Origin of the sequence: Bradyrhizobium diazoefficiens (assembly GCF_016616885.1) — a bacterium.
In the GTDB taxonomy this organism is placed as follows: domain Bacteria; phylum Pseudomonadota; class Alphaproteobacteria; order Rhizobiales; family Xanthobacteraceae; genus Bradyrhizobium; species Bradyrhizobium diazoefficiens_F.
Map to the genome: position 1 here is coordinate 7,023,809 of NZ_CP067102.1, position 15,178 is coordinate 7,038,986.

Below are 15,178 nucleotides of genomic sequence, written 5' to 3' on the forward strand. Positions count from 1 at the left end.
CTGGCGGCCGATATAGGCTTTCCAGGTACAGTCCCTCGGCAAGGTGAAAAAGGGATCGCCACTCGACGCCTTCCCGGTCGATAGCCCGATTGTCTTCATCCAGATCTGACTTGGGCTGAGGTAGCATCCAGAATACCGACTAGTCGTCCTTCGACATCAAATGATCGCAGTATGAGCAGAGGGTCGAATTCGCATCCGACACGTTGTCCGGCGTCAATCCAACGCCGCACCGACCGCATTCCTCCAGTGTGGTTTCGCACCACGCGCAGCCGTTCTCTTCGTTCCACGTGATATAAGCGGTCACACCGCATTCCGGACAGATATTGAGCGGCGGATCGCCTCCGTCCTTCACAGCAACGTGTGCCTCAACTTCGAAATGTGCTTCGAGCGCAGCCTCGACAAGCTTTTCAGCCGCGATTTCCGCACCACAGGCGCGGCATACCGCATCGGCGTATTGAACGTGGGTCTTCGACGTATCCTTGCGGAAGACAAGGTGCGAGCCGCATTCAGGGCAGAGCATTGCTGCCTCGCCCAACGCGACCGACTTCCAATCGACGCCATCGAAGCTCTTGTGACACTCGGCAAGTTCTCGGTCGTGGAATGCCTTCACCTCCAGCATCGCAAGCCAACTGTCCCCTAGGGCTGCACGAGGGCTTTCGCCGACCAGTCGGAAAAGGTCGACCACTACCGGAAATGCAGTGGCAATCGCTTCACGGACCGTTTGCGGGTTCGTATTCGTGTAAAGATGTTCGATATCATTGCGGATACGGTTGAGATCGTTGAGCGCAGCCTGGTCTATTTTCAAACCGAAGCTCTTGAAGCGCTTGCCGATCTCACTGAAGTCGATGGTGCGGTCGCTTGCGTCATAGGTGATGCCGCCCAAGCCGTCGGGCACCGGCTCATAACGCGCGCCCAGAACATCCTTGGGATCGGCGTTCGGCGCCGCGCGCACCAGCACTTCTTTTGCGAGTAGCAACACGCCCGCGTAGAAATTTCGGACTGCAGAAAGAGCGCGCTTGGGATCATTCGCGCCATAGTCCTCGATGCCGAGCTGAAGCGACTCGACGGCGTTTCGAAAGAGAGGACCAGCAGTTGTCACGATGCGCTCGGCCACAAGTGAAGGCGCTCCAAAACTATCATCGGTGACCGCGGAGACCGCGTGTTTTTTGGGACCATTTTGAGACCATCAGAATTGGGGAACGAGAAGTAACGCACGAAAGGGCAGCGAGTAACGCGTTGAGATAAAATGGTTTTTGACCTCATCGACGGCAACGCGCGTTACGGTCCTGCAACGCATGGAAGGCCCCTCGATGGCGGGTTACTGACCGAGTTGACTAAAAAAATCTTGGTTGCGGGGCAAGATTTGAACTTGCGACCTTCAGGTTATGAGGCGAGGTCGGAGTGAAAGCGAGAAGTGCTCCCGTCGCCCCAAGGCAGCCGAACCGGCTCGTCCTATTTGTACGCCACAGTTACCCAGCAGCTCTACCTGTCCACTCGATTTCTTTCTTTCTGAGGAAGCGTACCATCCTACTGCCTCGGACCGATCGGGGCGAAGACATGGGCTGCACGAACGAAGAGACTCGGATCGAGATATTTGGGACGCCAGGTTGCCCCAAGATGCCGTGTGGGACGAAGCGCCGACGCAGTAACCGCGGTATGCCGCCGCCGGCAACGTTCGACATCGATACCCTGCCGGGCAGCTCCAATCTGACTGCACTAGAGGCAGCCGCGGTCATCCGTCGCACGCCCGGCGCACTGGAGCAGTGGCGGCGCGATCCGAACCACCCCCTGAAATGGCGTTACGTCGACGGCCGGCCACTCTATCGTGTTGATTCGGTGCGTGACTATCTGGCCAAGTGCGACAAAACCTCTAAGACGCCTCAGCCGCATAGTGCTCACGGAGACGGCCGAGGAGCTCGGCCTTGATCGGGTCAAGCGGGTTCGTCCGCTGAAGGCGCACGACTTTGCCGACCCGTTTCGCGCCGACCAACTCCGCAATGTAGTCGTGAGCCGCTTCGAACGCCATCTTGCGGATGATCCACTGTTCGTCGTGATTGTAGACCTGATCGATTCCGCTTGGCTTTTGCCCAACACACAACCTCTGGATTTCGTTGTCGTAACCACAGCGTGACATGATGGTGCGCAAGCTGCGCCTTAGATCATGCATGGTGAACTTGGCGACGATCGCTTCCTTGACCAGGCGGTTGACCATCTTGGTGAAGCCGGACATCTGGCCGCCGGTCTTCGGTGACGGGAAGACATAGTCGGAGGTTGCCCGCTGGAAATGTTTCGCGGCCGCGAGCACCTCGTTAACTAGGTGAGTGCGCGGTACATCGTGGTGCAGCCCCATCTTGGTCCACGCCGCATCGAAGGTGATACGGTCGTCCATGATGTGCTTTCGCCACTCGATCATGGTAGGCTCGCTGCGGCGCGGGCCACCAAGCAGGCACATGCGTGCCAGGAGGCCGAAAGCCCCGAGCTTGCCGCATGCATCCCAGACCTTGACGATTTCCTCATCGGTCAGCGCGCGACCCTTCGTTCGGCGTCCGACCCTTTGCGCGCGGGTTTCCTTGGGCGCGCGATAGCCGGCGAGCACGTTGTGCTCGACATAGCCCTCGCCGACGCACCATTCGAGGAAGGTATGCACGTGCTTGCGCAAGTCCTTGGCTGCACCGCGCTTGCCGGTCTTGGCAATCTTGTCGACCGCAGCCATGATCTGCCGTCGCGTCAGGTCCCCCACACCGCTTTCAGCGTGATCCTTGAGCCCGCGCCGCAGCGCCGACATTGCGGGCTTCCAGTTGACGACTTGACGTTCGGTCAAGGACGTCTGGTAGGGACCGTCTTCAACAATGAGGGTCGCGAGCGTGGTGCGCTGCTTCTCGGCTGCCTGTTGCCGCCTCGCCTCGCGCTTCGCGTCGTTCGGGTCCAAGCCCTTGACGACCTCGCCTGCGGCGATGGTGGCAGCCTTGCGCGCGGCCTTCTCATTATATTTGGGCCACGCGCCGAGGGTCTTGCGCTGGGTCCCCCTCACCCCGGGCTTGGTGAAGAGGTAGACCCAGGTCCGGCCGCCGCTGGCGCGCATGCGCAAGGCGAGGCCCGGCAGCTTGTCGTCATGGAGATAATGCTGCGCTTTACCCGGCGGCAGCGTTGCGTTGCGGATCACCGCATCGGTGAGTGTCAGCTGGTTGGCCGGCTCCGTCATGATCCCTTCCCTCTCTCTGTGCCCGGGTATGCCCCGCAAGGAGCGGTCAGCCCTCGAACAGAACCGGGCCTCAGACCTCCCCCGTTTTTGTGCCCCAAGGGAAAATCCATGGCGGGCACAATGGGGGCATACAAAATGTAGCAAGGTCACCTATGGGCTCTTATGGCCCTACAGGGCCACAACCCCCAACAACTACGGGATTTTTTACATCTCAACTATGGCCAGATTTGGCTAGCTCGGGTCTACATATTGTGGTTCACACGGGAGAGGTCCAAGGTTCGATCCCTTGTGCGCCCACCATTCATCATCCTGAACCCCATTGGTTGCGGACGATCCCAGAGGCGTGGCGGCTTTCGCTACCCGTCCGATCGAAACGTCGAAAACAACCCCATGCACAGTAGCCGACATCAATCGGATCAATGGCTTACGTTTTTTCCGAAATCCGATTGACACCGGGCAAAACAGCGGCACGATGGCATCATCCGAGACGAGGCCTCGCGTCGAGGGCCGATCCTGCTCCGTGAACCGATGGCGTAGCCGGCGCGACCAAGGGCGGCCACCTATCGGAGCCCAAGATGCTTTCCTCGACCGCCTTGATCTGGACCATCGTTATTGCCGCCGTCTGCTGGTTGATCGCCATCGGTCAGCTACGCGCCCTTTACAGGTCGGTCGGAGACAGCTCCGCGCAACGCCGTTGGTCGGTCGCGCAGGGCAAGATCACGGCTTCCAGGCTTGGCGTAGCGCCGACCCACCCGTCGGGTCTTGATCCCGCGGAAGCGGGCGCCGTCATGCGCTATCGCTATCGTGTCGGTGGCAAGGACTACGAAGGCGACGGGTTTCAGATCGGCGGCAAGATCCGCGCCGGCGGCCTGATTGCCAAGGCACTCATCAAGAAATATCCGGAAGGCCGCGACGTCGACGTCTACTACGATCCGGCCGATCCGGCGCGCTCTGCGCTGGACAAGAAGGACAGTGTCACGCGGCCGACGATTGTCGTCTTCGTCATTTTGTTCACCGCGATCGCGGGCATCCTCACCGCGCACGCCATTGCCGGCAAGATGATCATGATGCCGAACGGACTTCCGATGTTCGTGCTTGGTCTGCCTTCGGCCGCGCTGCTGGTCGCCGCCGGCGCCTTCGTGGCCTATTTCAACCAGCGTCGCGATTTCAAGGCGAGCGCATCATGGCCGGCCATTCCGGGCAAGATCGTCAGCTCGGACATCATCGAAGATATCGAACGATCCCGTGACGACGATGGCCATGAAACCGAAAGCACGACCTACCGCCCCGACATCCGCTTCGCCTACCATGTCGGCGACGCTTACTACACTGCCGATACGTGGAAGGTCGGCGGGATCGTTGGCTCCGGCTCGCCTAAATACGCCCAGGGCGTTGTCGCTCGCTATCCCGCCGGACGGGGTGTGAAGGTCTACTATAATCCAGCGTCGCCCGATGTCGCCGTACTCGATCCCGCAAACCGGGACGGCGCGGCACTGCCGCTGATCTTCGGTCTGGCGTTCGGTTTGGCCGGCGTGTTGTTCATGTGGCTGTTCACGCACGGCCACTGGGTCAATGCGGCGACACGCACCTGATAGTGGCGGATTTCGAGCAAGGCGTTGTAGCAAAATGTTCTCTCGTGTCATGGCGCTCAATAGCACAGCGGCGACCGGCGACCGCCATCTCCGCTAACAGCGCAATGCGCGATCGACAGACTCTCGATCTCCTGCGTGCCCGCACCGGCAACGTTGCCGACGGCTTTGCCGATCGACGACTTCGCGAGCTCAGCGACAAACGAGAGCGGCCCCGTCTTTCGGGGCCGCTTCGTCCTCTCTAGTGACAACGCGGATCCACTACGCCGGCATCACGCCGACGGGAATGGGTTTGCGGCCTTGGTATATTTCAACGCGCCGATGCCAAAACCTTCCTGGCTGCGGTTTTGGATGAACTCCCTGTGCTCGTAGTGCGGCGACAATTCGCGCCATAGCTGCGGGACGCCGCCGGCCCAGGCGCTGGTGTCGCCGCTGGACTCGCAGATGTCGTGGAACAGGATGATGCCGCCTTCGCGAACGAAATGCCGGTAGCAGAGAAAGTCCTGCTTGACGCCTTCGTAGCGATGATCGCCGTCGATGAACAACGCGTCGATCAAACGGCCATTGAGAAACTTCTCGATCCGTTTGACGGTATCATCCGCGTAGGACGGCATGTCGAAGAAGGTCCATTGCTGCTTCGGCGTCGCAAGCAGCTTCAGCATTTCCTTGTTCTTCACGTGCAGATCGATGCAGATCATCGTCTCCATCGTGGGAAGAAACCGTCCGAACAGGAGCGAGGTTCCGCCGTTCAGCGTGCCGATTTCAACCACGAGCTTCGGAGCGGACGCCGCGATGTAGTCGAGGGCCGACGAGATCTCCGTCTCGATCTGGCAGGAGCCCGTGCCCATATGGTGCTTGGTGAAATCAATGACGTCCTGCACGCTCGATCCGCGCTGGTACTCCCCGATGATCTCGTCGCGCTTTTGGGTATTGAACTTGAGGCGCAGTGCCGGCCCGCTATCGGCCAGCCGTTTCTTGATCTGCCTGACCGCGAGAACGGCAGGATGGAATTTCAGTTCCGTTAGTCGCTCATTGAAGGCCTTGCTCAACGACATTATCGAACCTCGCTTCATGCAGAGTTGCCCGACAGCTCCAAATGCTAGGATCGTTCCGAATTTAGGGCAACTTAAGGTTTTTGCTTGACAGCGGGATGAAACGGGCAGCCCGGATCGCTACGCGATCTCGACGAGTTCGATCTCCTGTGTTCCCGAGCCGACGACGTCGCCGACGGCCTTCCCCATCAGCGACTTCGCGACGGGCGAAACGAACGAGATCGACCCGGCCTTCGGATCGGCTTCGTCCTCCCCGACGATGCGGTAGGTCTGCACGCGGCCGTCCGTGCGGCTGAAGGTCACCGTGCTTCCGAAGGCGACAACATCGGTCGACGCCGGCTTGGGCACCAATTGCGCGGTGCGCAGCCGTTCGGTCAGATAGCGCACGTCGCGCAAGGGCACCGCCGACTGCCGGCGCTTCTCGTTGACGTCATCGATGGCTTGCGCAGCTTCATAGGCCTCGCGCGCTTCTTGGAGCTGCTTCTGCAGCGCCTGCAAGCCTGCCTCCGTCACGAGGTTCGGATGCGGCGAGATCGGGCGATCCGGCAACAGTGTCTCGGAGGCGGTCTCGGCGCTCTCTTCTTTGGTAAAGGCGACGCTCAATTCGAATATCCTGTCGAACAGTTTTTGGAGTGACCACCGCGCCATCACACCGCGATCCACCGAAATGAACCGCACCGGGCCGCCGGCGATCATCCCTCACTATATCTCAAGTTCGACGAAACGGCGCAGCTTGAAGATGAGGTCGGGCAGGGCCTGACGGAACCGGGTCGCGTTCTGGAACGTGGTCGAGAACGGCGCGAAGGTGATCATCGCGTTCCAGTGCCGATAGCCGTAGACCGTCACCGAGACGCCGGACACCGGAAAATCCTCGATCTTGCGCAGCTCGCCGAGCACGAGATCGGCAATTGCGTCCGCCGGCAGAAGCCGCTTGCCGTCCGGAGTCAGGGGTGGACCGGGCGCAACCAGCTTCGGAGCCGCGCCCGCTTGATCGGATGCACCCTGGAGCTTCGGAGACTTCGCTTCCGGGATTTGCGCCACCTCCGCTGTCGGTGCGGCCGGCATGAAGTCAGCAAGCGGCGGCCGGCTGGCGGCCTCTGCGCGCTTGTTGCCTCCCAGGATGCTGCTGATCATGGCCACAAGGCCAGCATCCTTCGCGTCGTCACTCATCACGGCTTCCCCCGACTTGGCCCAGTCTAACACCGGAACCGGAGACCGCCACAGGGTCAGCCGATCAGATCACGCCATCGCTGCTGCATGGCTTCCGTTGCAAGGTTTCCGTCTGGTTCCACCGCGGCGCAAGACGGGGAGCCCTTCGCGCCGCGGTGCGATCGGTCACTGCTTCTCGAACGGAATATATTGCTGGTACTGCTTCGGCACGGAGCTGCGATAGCGCGCCGGAACGGTGCCGCTGTCGACCGAATGGTCGATCTCCTGCTGCCGCGTCATCTTCTTCTTCGCCGGCTTCTTCTCGGCACTCTTCTTCGAGCCGGCCGGCGCCGTCGAATTGTCGGTGGTTGCAGCCGGCGTGGAGGTGGCGGCCGGCGCAGTGGTCGCAGCAGGCGCAGTCGTGGTGGCAGCGGCGGCCGGCGGCGTACCGCCTGCGGCGGGCGCGGTCTGCGCCAGCGCGAGCGGTGTCTGCATGATGAGCGCCAGTGCCGCAGTCGCAGCCAGCAAATATGATTTTTGCATCAGAACCTCCAAAATGCCTGATCCCCAGTGACGGAAACGTAGTCCCGCGGGATCGACGCGTGCAAGTCCGCAGAAGATAGGGGGGACCCGGGCCGCAATCTGTGGCCGAGATCACATGCCCAGGACGGCTTGCGTCATCATAGGCGGATGCCGAACGCAGCGCGCGCTGCGATACCAAGACGCGGACGACAATGTGTCGGACGAGTCCCGGCACGCGCGAGGCCCGACTGATACAACGCGACTATTGACGAGGCCGCATACGCACGCCGCTGCAATTTTTACGCGAATACATGTTCGCCACGACAAATCGCTTCGCCGATTAGGTCGGCGAAGCTGACATTGCTTCGCGTCGCGATTTTCGATGACGAGAATGTTATTCGGCATCGTTGCGGGAAAAATTTGCGAAACGCATCCGCAGCTTGATGGCAACGCTGCCTCTTGGAATCGCATCGACGTCGCGTGATCTGTGAACCAGCGCATTGCGACGCCGAATTCCGCGATCTAGCCTCACATGCATATTTTATGACGAACAACTTTAGCTTTAATTGCCTGCCGTCGTAACTTTTCATGGAGGTACTTTATGAGCAGTCGTCACGCCATTATGCCGCGCGGTCTGAACGCCACCCGTTCGCCGCTGTCACAAGGCCGCTTCGGCCGCATATTCCGCAACCTGACGCCCGCGAAATTCGGCCCGAACGAGGCCGACACCGTCGGCAATCTCGCGGCACTCGCCGACAAAATGGTCGCCAAATTCGATGCCCCAAAAGACGGGCCGGATGCGGAAGAGAGCGGCATTCCCGCGCTCTACACTTACTTCGGCCAATTCGTCGACCACGACATCACCTTCGATCCCGTGAGCTCGCTCACCAAGCAGCAGGATCCGGACGGCCTGGTCGACTTCCGTACGCCGTCGTTCGATCTCGACAATCTCTACGGCCGCGGGCCGAGCGATCAGCCCTATCTGTATGACGGCATCAAGCTCCGCCTCGGCGAGACTCTGAGTGGCCAGGGCGTACCCGACGCAAGCGACCTGCCGCGCTTCAAGGGTCGCGCGCTGATCGGCGATCCCCGCAACGACGAGAACAGCATCGTGTCCCAGTTTCAGGGACTGATGCTGCGATTCCACAACCGCATGGTCGACGACAATGACAGTCTCTCGTTCGAGGCGGTGCAGCAGCGCGTCAGATTCCATTATCAATACGTCGTGCTGAACGACTTCCTGCCACGCATCGTCCACGCCAGCGTGCTGAACGATCTCAAGACCAACGGCCGCTACGATCGCAGCAAGCTCGCCTACTACCATTGGAAGACTTTTCCGTTCATGCCGGTCGAGTTTTCGGTGGCGGCCTACCGGCTCGGACATTCGATGATCCGTCCCGGCTATCGTCTGAACGACGCCGACAACATGCTGCTCGGGATATTCCCGGACCCGAGCAATCCCGACCAGAACGCGCTGACCGGCTTCCGCGCGATGGGCCCCGGACGCGCGATCGACTGGGGTCGCTTCATCGACATCGACAAGCGTGCCTTTGGCGTCCCGGACGCCGACAACAATCCCGACAACAAGAAGCGGCTTCAGTTCGCCTATCGCATCGACACGGCTCTGGTCGACCCGCTCGGCCATTTGCCGCCGGAAGTCGCCTCCAACCCGGCCTCGCTCGCGTTGCGCAACCTGGAGCGGAGCTGGGCGCTCAAGCTGCCGTCCGGCCAGGCGGTCGCAAGAGCGATGCACCTGACGCCACTGACGGACGACCAGATCATCATCGGCAAGGCCGTCGATGAGCCCGGACCGGACGATCCGCAGACCAAGATCGCAACCATCGCGAACGGCGTGTTCGCGGGGAACTGTCCGCTCTGGACCTACATCCTCGCCGAAGCGCGCTACAATCAGGCCTCGGTCACGATTCCCGCCACGGGCGGACCGAGCACGATCAAGACCCCTCAGCTCGGCCCGGTGGGCGGGCGCATCGTCGCCGAAGTCTTCCTCGGCATGATGTTCGGCGACAATTCCTCCCTGCTGTCGCTGGATCCGCACTGGGCACCTGTGACAGGCTCCGATTTCGCGCTGAAGGATTTCGTGTCCTATGCGCTGGGCCAAGGCGCTCCGCTGCATTGAGCCGGCGGCGGACAATGACGCAGAGGCCGCTCGCATCACGCGGCCTTTTCGCCATGCGTGATGAAATCAAATTTGCCGTCGGGTGGTTCACCTCTCCCCGGAGAGGTCGGATTGCGCCTGGCGATGCGAAGCATCGTCCAGAGCAATCCGAGTGAGGGACTGCGGCGCCCGGTGAGACCTGGACCCCTCACCCGGATCGCATCTCCGATGCGCTCCGACCTCTCCCTACGGGAGAGGTGAACCGCGTCCTGGGCGCGCATCGACTCAACCAAAATCTTTCCGCTCCAGGGTGTACTCGCAAACCCGCCGCGTCCGGTTTGCTCTCAGAAGGCAACATTGAAAACGACATGCATCATGTCGGCCTCAGGCCACGAAGAGACATTCACTTCCGCGAGCTCGCACTCAAATCCTAGTAGGCTTCGGGCTGCGCACGCGACAAATTTGCAATTTCAGCCAGTGTAGATGCAGCTCCTTCGGCCGTAAAGGCCGCCTAAGGCCCGCCGGCTATGCTGGTCGTTCGCTTAACGGTCAACGTCGCCCGCTAGAGTTTACGCACCGTGACCGGCGTTGCCGAAGGCGCCTGTTTCCAAGAATGCTGAGCATGTACGTTGTGGTTTCGATGAGCTGGAGTTGTGGATGAAACAGTCTCAGAAAAACGGTGCAGCTGTTGCTGGAACAATTAGCCTTGGGGACCTAACGGTTAACCGATTGGGCTTCGGCGCAATGCGCCTATGCGGAGATTCAGCTTGGGGAAAACCAAGGGATCGAGATCACGCGTATAGGGTTCTGCAACGCGCCGTCGAGCTTGGCGTGAATTTTATCGACACCGCGGATAGTTACGGCCCCGAAGCAAATGAATTATTGATCTCGCAGGCGCTGTATCCCTATCGATCGGGCTTAGTCATTGGGACGAAGGGCGGGTTGGTACGGCCAAATCGTCGCTCTTGGGTGGAAGACGGTCGCCCCGAGCATTTGCGGCGTGCGATTGAAGGCAGCTTGCAACGGTTGCGGCTAGAACGCATCGATTTGTATCAACTCCATGCGCCCGATCCCAATGTGCCGTTTATTGCGTCGGTGGAAACGCTGGCCGACCTAAGGCGCTTGGGGAAAATCCGTCATATAGGTCTTTCCAATGTCACTGTGGCGCAGCTTGAGGCGGCGCGCGCAATCACACCAATTGTGTCGGTTCAAAATCCCTACAATCTGCGTAACCGAACGAGCGAAGACGTACTTGCCGCGTGCGAGCGTCTCGGACTGGCTTTTCTGCCTTGGTATCCGCTGGGTGGCAAACGGGGTCTAAAGGCAAACAAAGTAAAGCAAGTCGCCGCGCGCCTAGGGCTCACGCACGCAGCCTTGTCCCTTGCGTGGCTGCTCGCTAGATCACCTGTTATGCTGCCAATCCCCGGGACTCGATCCATCGACCACCTGGAGGATAATGTGCTTGCTGCCGCCCTTAAGCTTGCGCCGGAGGACTTCAATGATTTGGAATGAAGGCTTTGTCCAAGGTCGCCTTGGGTCATAAGCAGTCGCTGCTGGCCAACTGGAGCGACTTCCCGCGTTGTCCTCGAAATCTGATGTTTATGAGTACACGCCCTAATGCGCAGGCCCGAAACCGCTTTCCTTTAGCCGCTCCGCGAACCAGCGCGAGAGCTCCGGATCGACCGCGCCGCTGACATAGACTTCCGATATCGTCACGTTGTGCCTGTCCAGCACCAGCAGCACGCCGATCCAATAGGCGAACCAGACGTGCGGATCGGTCAACGCCATCAGCTTGTGCTGGTCGTGATCGAGCGGGGTGTGATTGCTCGCCTTGCGGATCTCGACGGTGAGCAGATTGTTCGGGATCTCGCGCTGGTGCACGACGACGTCGGGGTAGATCGACTTGCCCAGATGATCGTCGGTCGAGATGATCGTCCCATGCGGCAGATGCAGCGTGCGCTCGCCGAGCCGGTCGTAGTTGCAGTCGACCGCCCAGCCCGAAAACTGCCGCTCGAGATAGACGGCGAAGCGGTGCGTGATCGCACGCTCGCCGATATCCTTCTCGAACAGGAATGCCTCGTGGGCGTAGAAGTCCCGGAGCGCCGCGATCACCTTGTTCAGCTCGGTGTGCATCGTGCCTCCCGATCTTCGGCGCTCCGTTTTGCCCGCGCCCCTTACATCTGCACTTCGATCAGCCGCGGCCCCGGCTCGGCGACGGCCTCGGTCAGCGCCTTGTTGAACTCGTCGGCGTTGGTGACGGCGCGGCCGGGCACGCCCATGCCCTTGGCCAGCGCGACGAAATCCAGCGTCGGGCGGTCGAGCCGGAGCATGTCGTTGGCGCGCTGGCCGGGTTCGCCCGCGCCGACATTGTCGAACTCGCCGCGCAGGATCTGGTAGATGCGGTTGGCGAACACAATGGTGACAACGTCAAGGTTTTCGCGGGCCTGCGTCCACAGCGACTGGATCGTGTACATCGCGCTGCCGTCGCCGACCATGGTGATGACCTTGCGGTCGGGGCAGGCGATCGCGGCGCCGATCGACAGCGGCGTCGAGAAGCCGATCGAGCCGCCCATGTTCTGGAGCCAGTCGTGCGGCGCGGCGGCCGCCGTCGGCGGGAAGAAGCCGCGGCCGGTGGTGAGGGATTCGTCGACCATGATCGCGTTCTCGGGGATCGCACATGCGATCGCCTGCGCGATCGAGGCGAAGGTGAGCGCACCGGTCGGCTTGACCAGTTCCTGCAACGCCTGCGGCTTGACGTCCTTGGCGCTGGCCTTCACGGCACCGGCGAGCGCTTCGAGCGCTGCGACCGAATTCTCGCCCCAGGAGGTCATGCGATGGACGTCGCAGCCCTCGGGCTTGAGCATGCTCGGCTTGTTCGGATAGGCGAAGAACGCCACGGGATCGTCGGACTCGACCAGCACGATGTGACGGAATTTCGCCAGCATCGGCAGCGCGTTCTCGATGACGTAGTGAATGCGGTCGATCGAATAGCGGCCGCGGCCACGCGCCATCTTGGGACGGAAGGTCGGGCCCATCACGGTGCAGCCGGTCTTGGCGGCGATGCGCTCGGCCAGCGCCAGGCCCTTCTCGTTCAGCGCGCTGCCGGTCATCAAGAGCAGCGTGCCTTCGCCGTCGCCGTGCAGGATCTTTGCGGCCTGCTCGACCGCCTGCGGCGAGTAGCTGGCGCGCTGCTGCTCGGCCGGCACCTCGGCGATGCCGTCGGCCTCGTTCCAGGCGGTGTCGGCGGGCAGGATCAGGGTCGCGATCTGCGGCGGGGCGCTCTTGGCGGCGGCGATCGCGGCGGCGCCGTCGGCGGCGACCGATTTGGAATCCGGCGAGGTGCGGACCCAGGACGACATCGGCCGGGCCAGCCCCTCGATGTCGGAGGTCAGCGGCGCGTTGTAGCCGATGTGGTAGACGGCGTGCTGGCCGACGATGTTGACGATGCCGGAATTGGCCTTCTTGGCGTTGTGCAGATTGGCAAGGCCATTGGCAAGGCCGGGGCCGAGATGCAGCAAGGTCGAGGCAGGCAGGCCCTTCATGCGGAAATAGCCGTCGGCTGCGCCCGTCACCACGCCTTCGAACAGGCCGAGCACGCAGCGCATGCCCGGCACACGGTCGAGCGCCGCGACAAAATGCATCTCGGAGGTGCCCGGGTTGGTGAAGCAGACGTCCACCCCGCCCTTGACCATCGTCCGCACCAGGCTTTCCGCACCGTTCATTCTGTCTGCTCCCGCAACCGGCTATTTCAGTGATCCGTCCGATCAATCATTGTTCGCGGGCCCCGTCAAAGCAAGAGCCGGCATTGCGGCCCTGCCCCGCATGGCGACCTGCCGGCTTGGCTAATGCTTTTTCGGTAAATTGGCGCGGTTGCCGATTTGGTAACGCCAACCGCTGGAGATGACGCCCCCTCACGGCCCCGTGGCTTGCGGAACGTGCGCGAATATGGATTCTGGCTTTCGTTGAATCGATTTTTTTATTGGGGGAAGCAATGATCCGGTTTTTTGCCGCGCAGATGACCGCAATCGCGCTCTTGCTGGCTGGCGCGGCCGACGCATCCGCGGCGGGGATGATGGACTTCACAGGCACCAGCTCCACCGGCTATCTCGGCGGCGGCGCGAGCCCGATCCACCGCACCACCGTCATATACAACGGCAATTATGCCCCCGGCACGATCGTGGTGAATACCGCCGAGCGCCGGCTCTATCTGGTGCTCCAGAACGGCCAGGCGCTGCGCTACGGCATCGGCGTCGGCCGCGACGGCTTCCGCTGGGGCGGGGTCCACAAGATCACCGCCAAGAAGGAGTGGCCGGATTGGACGCCGCCGTCGCAGATGGTCGCGCGCCGGCCCGACCTGCCGCGCCACATGAAGGGCGGCATCGAGAATCCGCTCGGCGCGCGCGCGATGTATCTGGGATCGACGCTCTACCGCATCCACGGCTCCAACGAGCCGGAGACGATCGGCCAGGCGGTGTCCTCCGGTTGCTTCCGCATGACCAATGACGACGTCACCGACCTCTACGGCCGCGTCGGGGTCGGCACCACCGTGGTCGTGCTCAACAACTAGGGCGCAATTGCCTCCACGCACGAGGTGCGCTCCCTCTCCCGCTTGCGGGAGAGGTTGGGCGAAGCGCGACGCACTATGGGAACCCGCAGGGCGCGTGAATATGCGGACTTGTGCGCAAGCCTCGAATACGGCAGCGTTGCGCAACGATGAGCGCATTGGTCCCGCCCTCGGCTGCCCTTCGCTTCGCCCTGCTGGCGTTTGCAGCGCTCACATGCGTGCCTGACACCGCATCCAACGCGACCGCCGGCGAGCTGCCCGCGATCGCCTCACGGCAGCGCGCCGAGAAGAAGAGCTTTACCGACGCCGAGATCGTCGACGGTTTTTTCAAAACCGCCTTCGGCGCCGAATATCACCTCGCCGGCCGCGTCGACCGCATCCGCAAGTTCGACGGGCCGGTGCGCGTGTTCGCCGAGACCGACCGCGCCGACCGCAAGGCGCAACTCGCGAAGGTCGTGGCCGACATCGGCACGCGCGTGCAGCATCTCGACATCGCCATGACCGACACCGCCGAGGCGGCGAATGTGCGGGTGAAGCTCGTGCGCGACCGCGATCTCTATCGCACCATCTCGAGCTTCTACGGCGCGGAGAAGGCGCGCGAGATCCGCACCTCGCTCGATCCGCAATGCCTGTCAGGCTTCCGCAAGAACGATCAATTCGAGATCGAGCATTCCGACGTCATCCTCACCGTCGACAATGGCGACTTCACCTTCCTCGACTGCGCCTATGAGGAACTGCTGCAGTCGCTCGGACCGATCAACGACACCGCGAGCGTGCCGTGGACGATGTTCAACGACAATGTGTCGATGGGCTATTTCGACGTCTACGACCAGTACATCCTCAACCTGCTCTACGACCCCCGCATCAAGCCCGGCATGACCGTGGTGGAGGTGAGGTCGGTGCTCCCCGACGTGCTGACCGACGTGCGCGCCTGGGTGAAGCGGGTGAATGAGTTGAAGGAATGAGCGGCCAGAGCTCGTAGGG

The 15,178-nt window shown here is 61.7% G+C and carries 13 protein-coding genes; 5 read left to right on the forward strand and 8 right to left on the reverse strand.

The genetic code is table 11. The annotated features are described in order from the left end of the window. Nucleotides 1–139: 139 nt before the first annotated feature. The gene (locus JJC00_RS32685; protein ID WP_246774004.1) at nucleotides 140–1,114 is read right to left on the reverse strand and encodes a hypothetical protein; all 975 of its coding nucleotides are present in this window, start codon (nucleotides 1,112–1,114) and stop codon (nucleotides 140–142) included. Nucleotides 1,115–1,870: 756 nt separating this feature from the next. Beyond that, complete coding sequence (locus JJC00_RS32690; RefSeq protein ID WP_200474309.1) at nucleotides 1,871–3,202, reverse strand: tyrosine-type recombinase/integrase; 1,332 nt, start codon at nucleotides 3,200–3,202, stop codon at nucleotides 1,871–1,873. A gap of 575 nt (nucleotides 3,203–3,777) precedes the next feature. Here JJC00_RS32690 and JJC00_RS32695 point away from each other — a divergent pair. After that, nucleotides 3,778–4,794, forward strand: coding sequence for a DUF3592 domain-containing protein (locus JJC00_RS32695; RefSeq protein WP_200469886.1), 1,017 nt, complete (start codon nucleotides 3,778–3,780; stop codon nucleotides 4,792–4,794). Between the two features lie 269 nt (nucleotides 4,795–5,063). On the opposite strand, the gene JJC00_RS32700 is transcribed toward JJC00_RS32695, so the two are convergent. The 4 genes from JJC00_RS32700 to JJC00_RS32715 form a co-directional block, all read right to left on the reverse strand. After that, the gene (locus JJC00_RS32700) at nucleotides 5,064–5,846 is read right to left on the reverse strand and encodes a class I SAM-dependent methyltransferase (RefSeq protein ID WP_200469887.1); all 783 of its coding nucleotides are present in this window, start codon (nucleotides 5,844–5,846) and stop codon (nucleotides 5,064–5,066) included. 117 nt (nucleotides 5,847–5,963) lie between these two features. After that, complete coding sequence (gene greA, locus JJC00_RS32705) at nucleotides 5,964–6,446, reverse strand: transcription elongation factor GreA (RefSeq protein WP_200469888.1); 483 nt, start codon at nucleotides 6,444–6,446, stop codon at nucleotides 5,964–5,966. 99 nt (nucleotides 6,447–6,545) lie between these two features. After that, a complete protein-coding gene (locus JJC00_RS32710; protein WP_200469889.1) occupies nucleotides 6,546–7,013 on the reverse strand; it encodes a hypothetical protein in 468 nt (155 codons plus the stop codon). Nucleotides 7,014–7,178: 165 nt separating this feature from the next. Continuing rightward, complete coding sequence (locus JJC00_RS32715; protein ID WP_200469890.1) at nucleotides 7,179–7,535, reverse strand: hypothetical protein; 357 nt, start codon at nucleotides 7,533–7,535, stop codon at nucleotides 7,179–7,181. Nucleotides 7,536–8,115: 580 nt separating this feature from the next. Here JJC00_RS32715 and JJC00_RS32720 point away from each other — a divergent pair. Further along, nucleotides 8,116–9,651: a peroxidase family protein gene (locus tag JJC00_RS32720; RefSeq protein ID WP_200469891.1), complete on the forward strand. Its 1,536-nt coding sequence runs from the start codon at nucleotides 8,116–8,118 to the stop codon at nucleotides 9,649–9,651. A 636-nt stretch (nucleotides 9,652–10,287) separates the two neighbouring features. Beyond that, nucleotides 10,288–11,142 carry an aldo/keto reductase gene (locus JJC00_RS32725; RefSeq protein WP_200469892.1) on the forward strand — a complete coding sequence of 285 codons (855 nt, stop codon included), beginning with the start codon at nucleotides 10,288–10,290 and terminating at the stop codon, nucleotides 11,140–11,142. A 102-nt stretch (nucleotides 11,143–11,244) separates the two neighbouring features. On the opposite strand, the gene JJC00_RS32730 is transcribed toward JJC00_RS32725, so the two are convergent. Beyond that, nucleotides 11,245–11,763: a hypothetical protein gene (locus JJC00_RS32730; protein WP_200469893.1), complete on the reverse strand. Its 519-nt coding sequence runs from the start codon at nucleotides 11,761–11,763 to the stop codon at nucleotides 11,245–11,247. Nucleotides 11,764–11,804: 41 nt separating this feature from the next. Continuing rightward, nucleotides 11,805–13,352: an acetolactate synthase large subunit gene (locus tag JJC00_RS32735; RefSeq protein ID WP_200469894.1), complete on the reverse strand. Its 1,548-nt coding sequence runs from the start codon at nucleotides 13,350–13,352 to the stop codon at nucleotides 11,805–11,807. A 269-nt stretch (nucleotides 13,353–13,621) separates the two neighbouring features. On the opposite strand from JJC00_RS32735, the gene JJC00_RS32740 reads away from it, so the two are divergent. Together JJC00_RS32740 and JJC00_RS32745 are read left to right on the forward strand one after the other, a co-directional pair. Then, nucleotides 13,622–14,197, forward strand: coding sequence for a L,D-transpeptidase (locus JJC00_RS32740; protein WP_200469895.1), 576 nt, complete (start codon nucleotides 13,622–13,624; stop codon nucleotides 14,195–14,197). Between the two features lie 146 nt (nucleotides 14,198–14,343). After that, complete coding sequence (locus tag JJC00_RS32745; RefSeq protein ID WP_200469896.1) at nucleotides 14,344–15,159, forward strand: DUF2927 domain-containing protein; 816 nt, start codon at nucleotides 14,344–14,346, stop codon at nucleotides 15,157–15,159. Nucleotides 15,160–15,178: the final 19 nt, after the last annotated feature.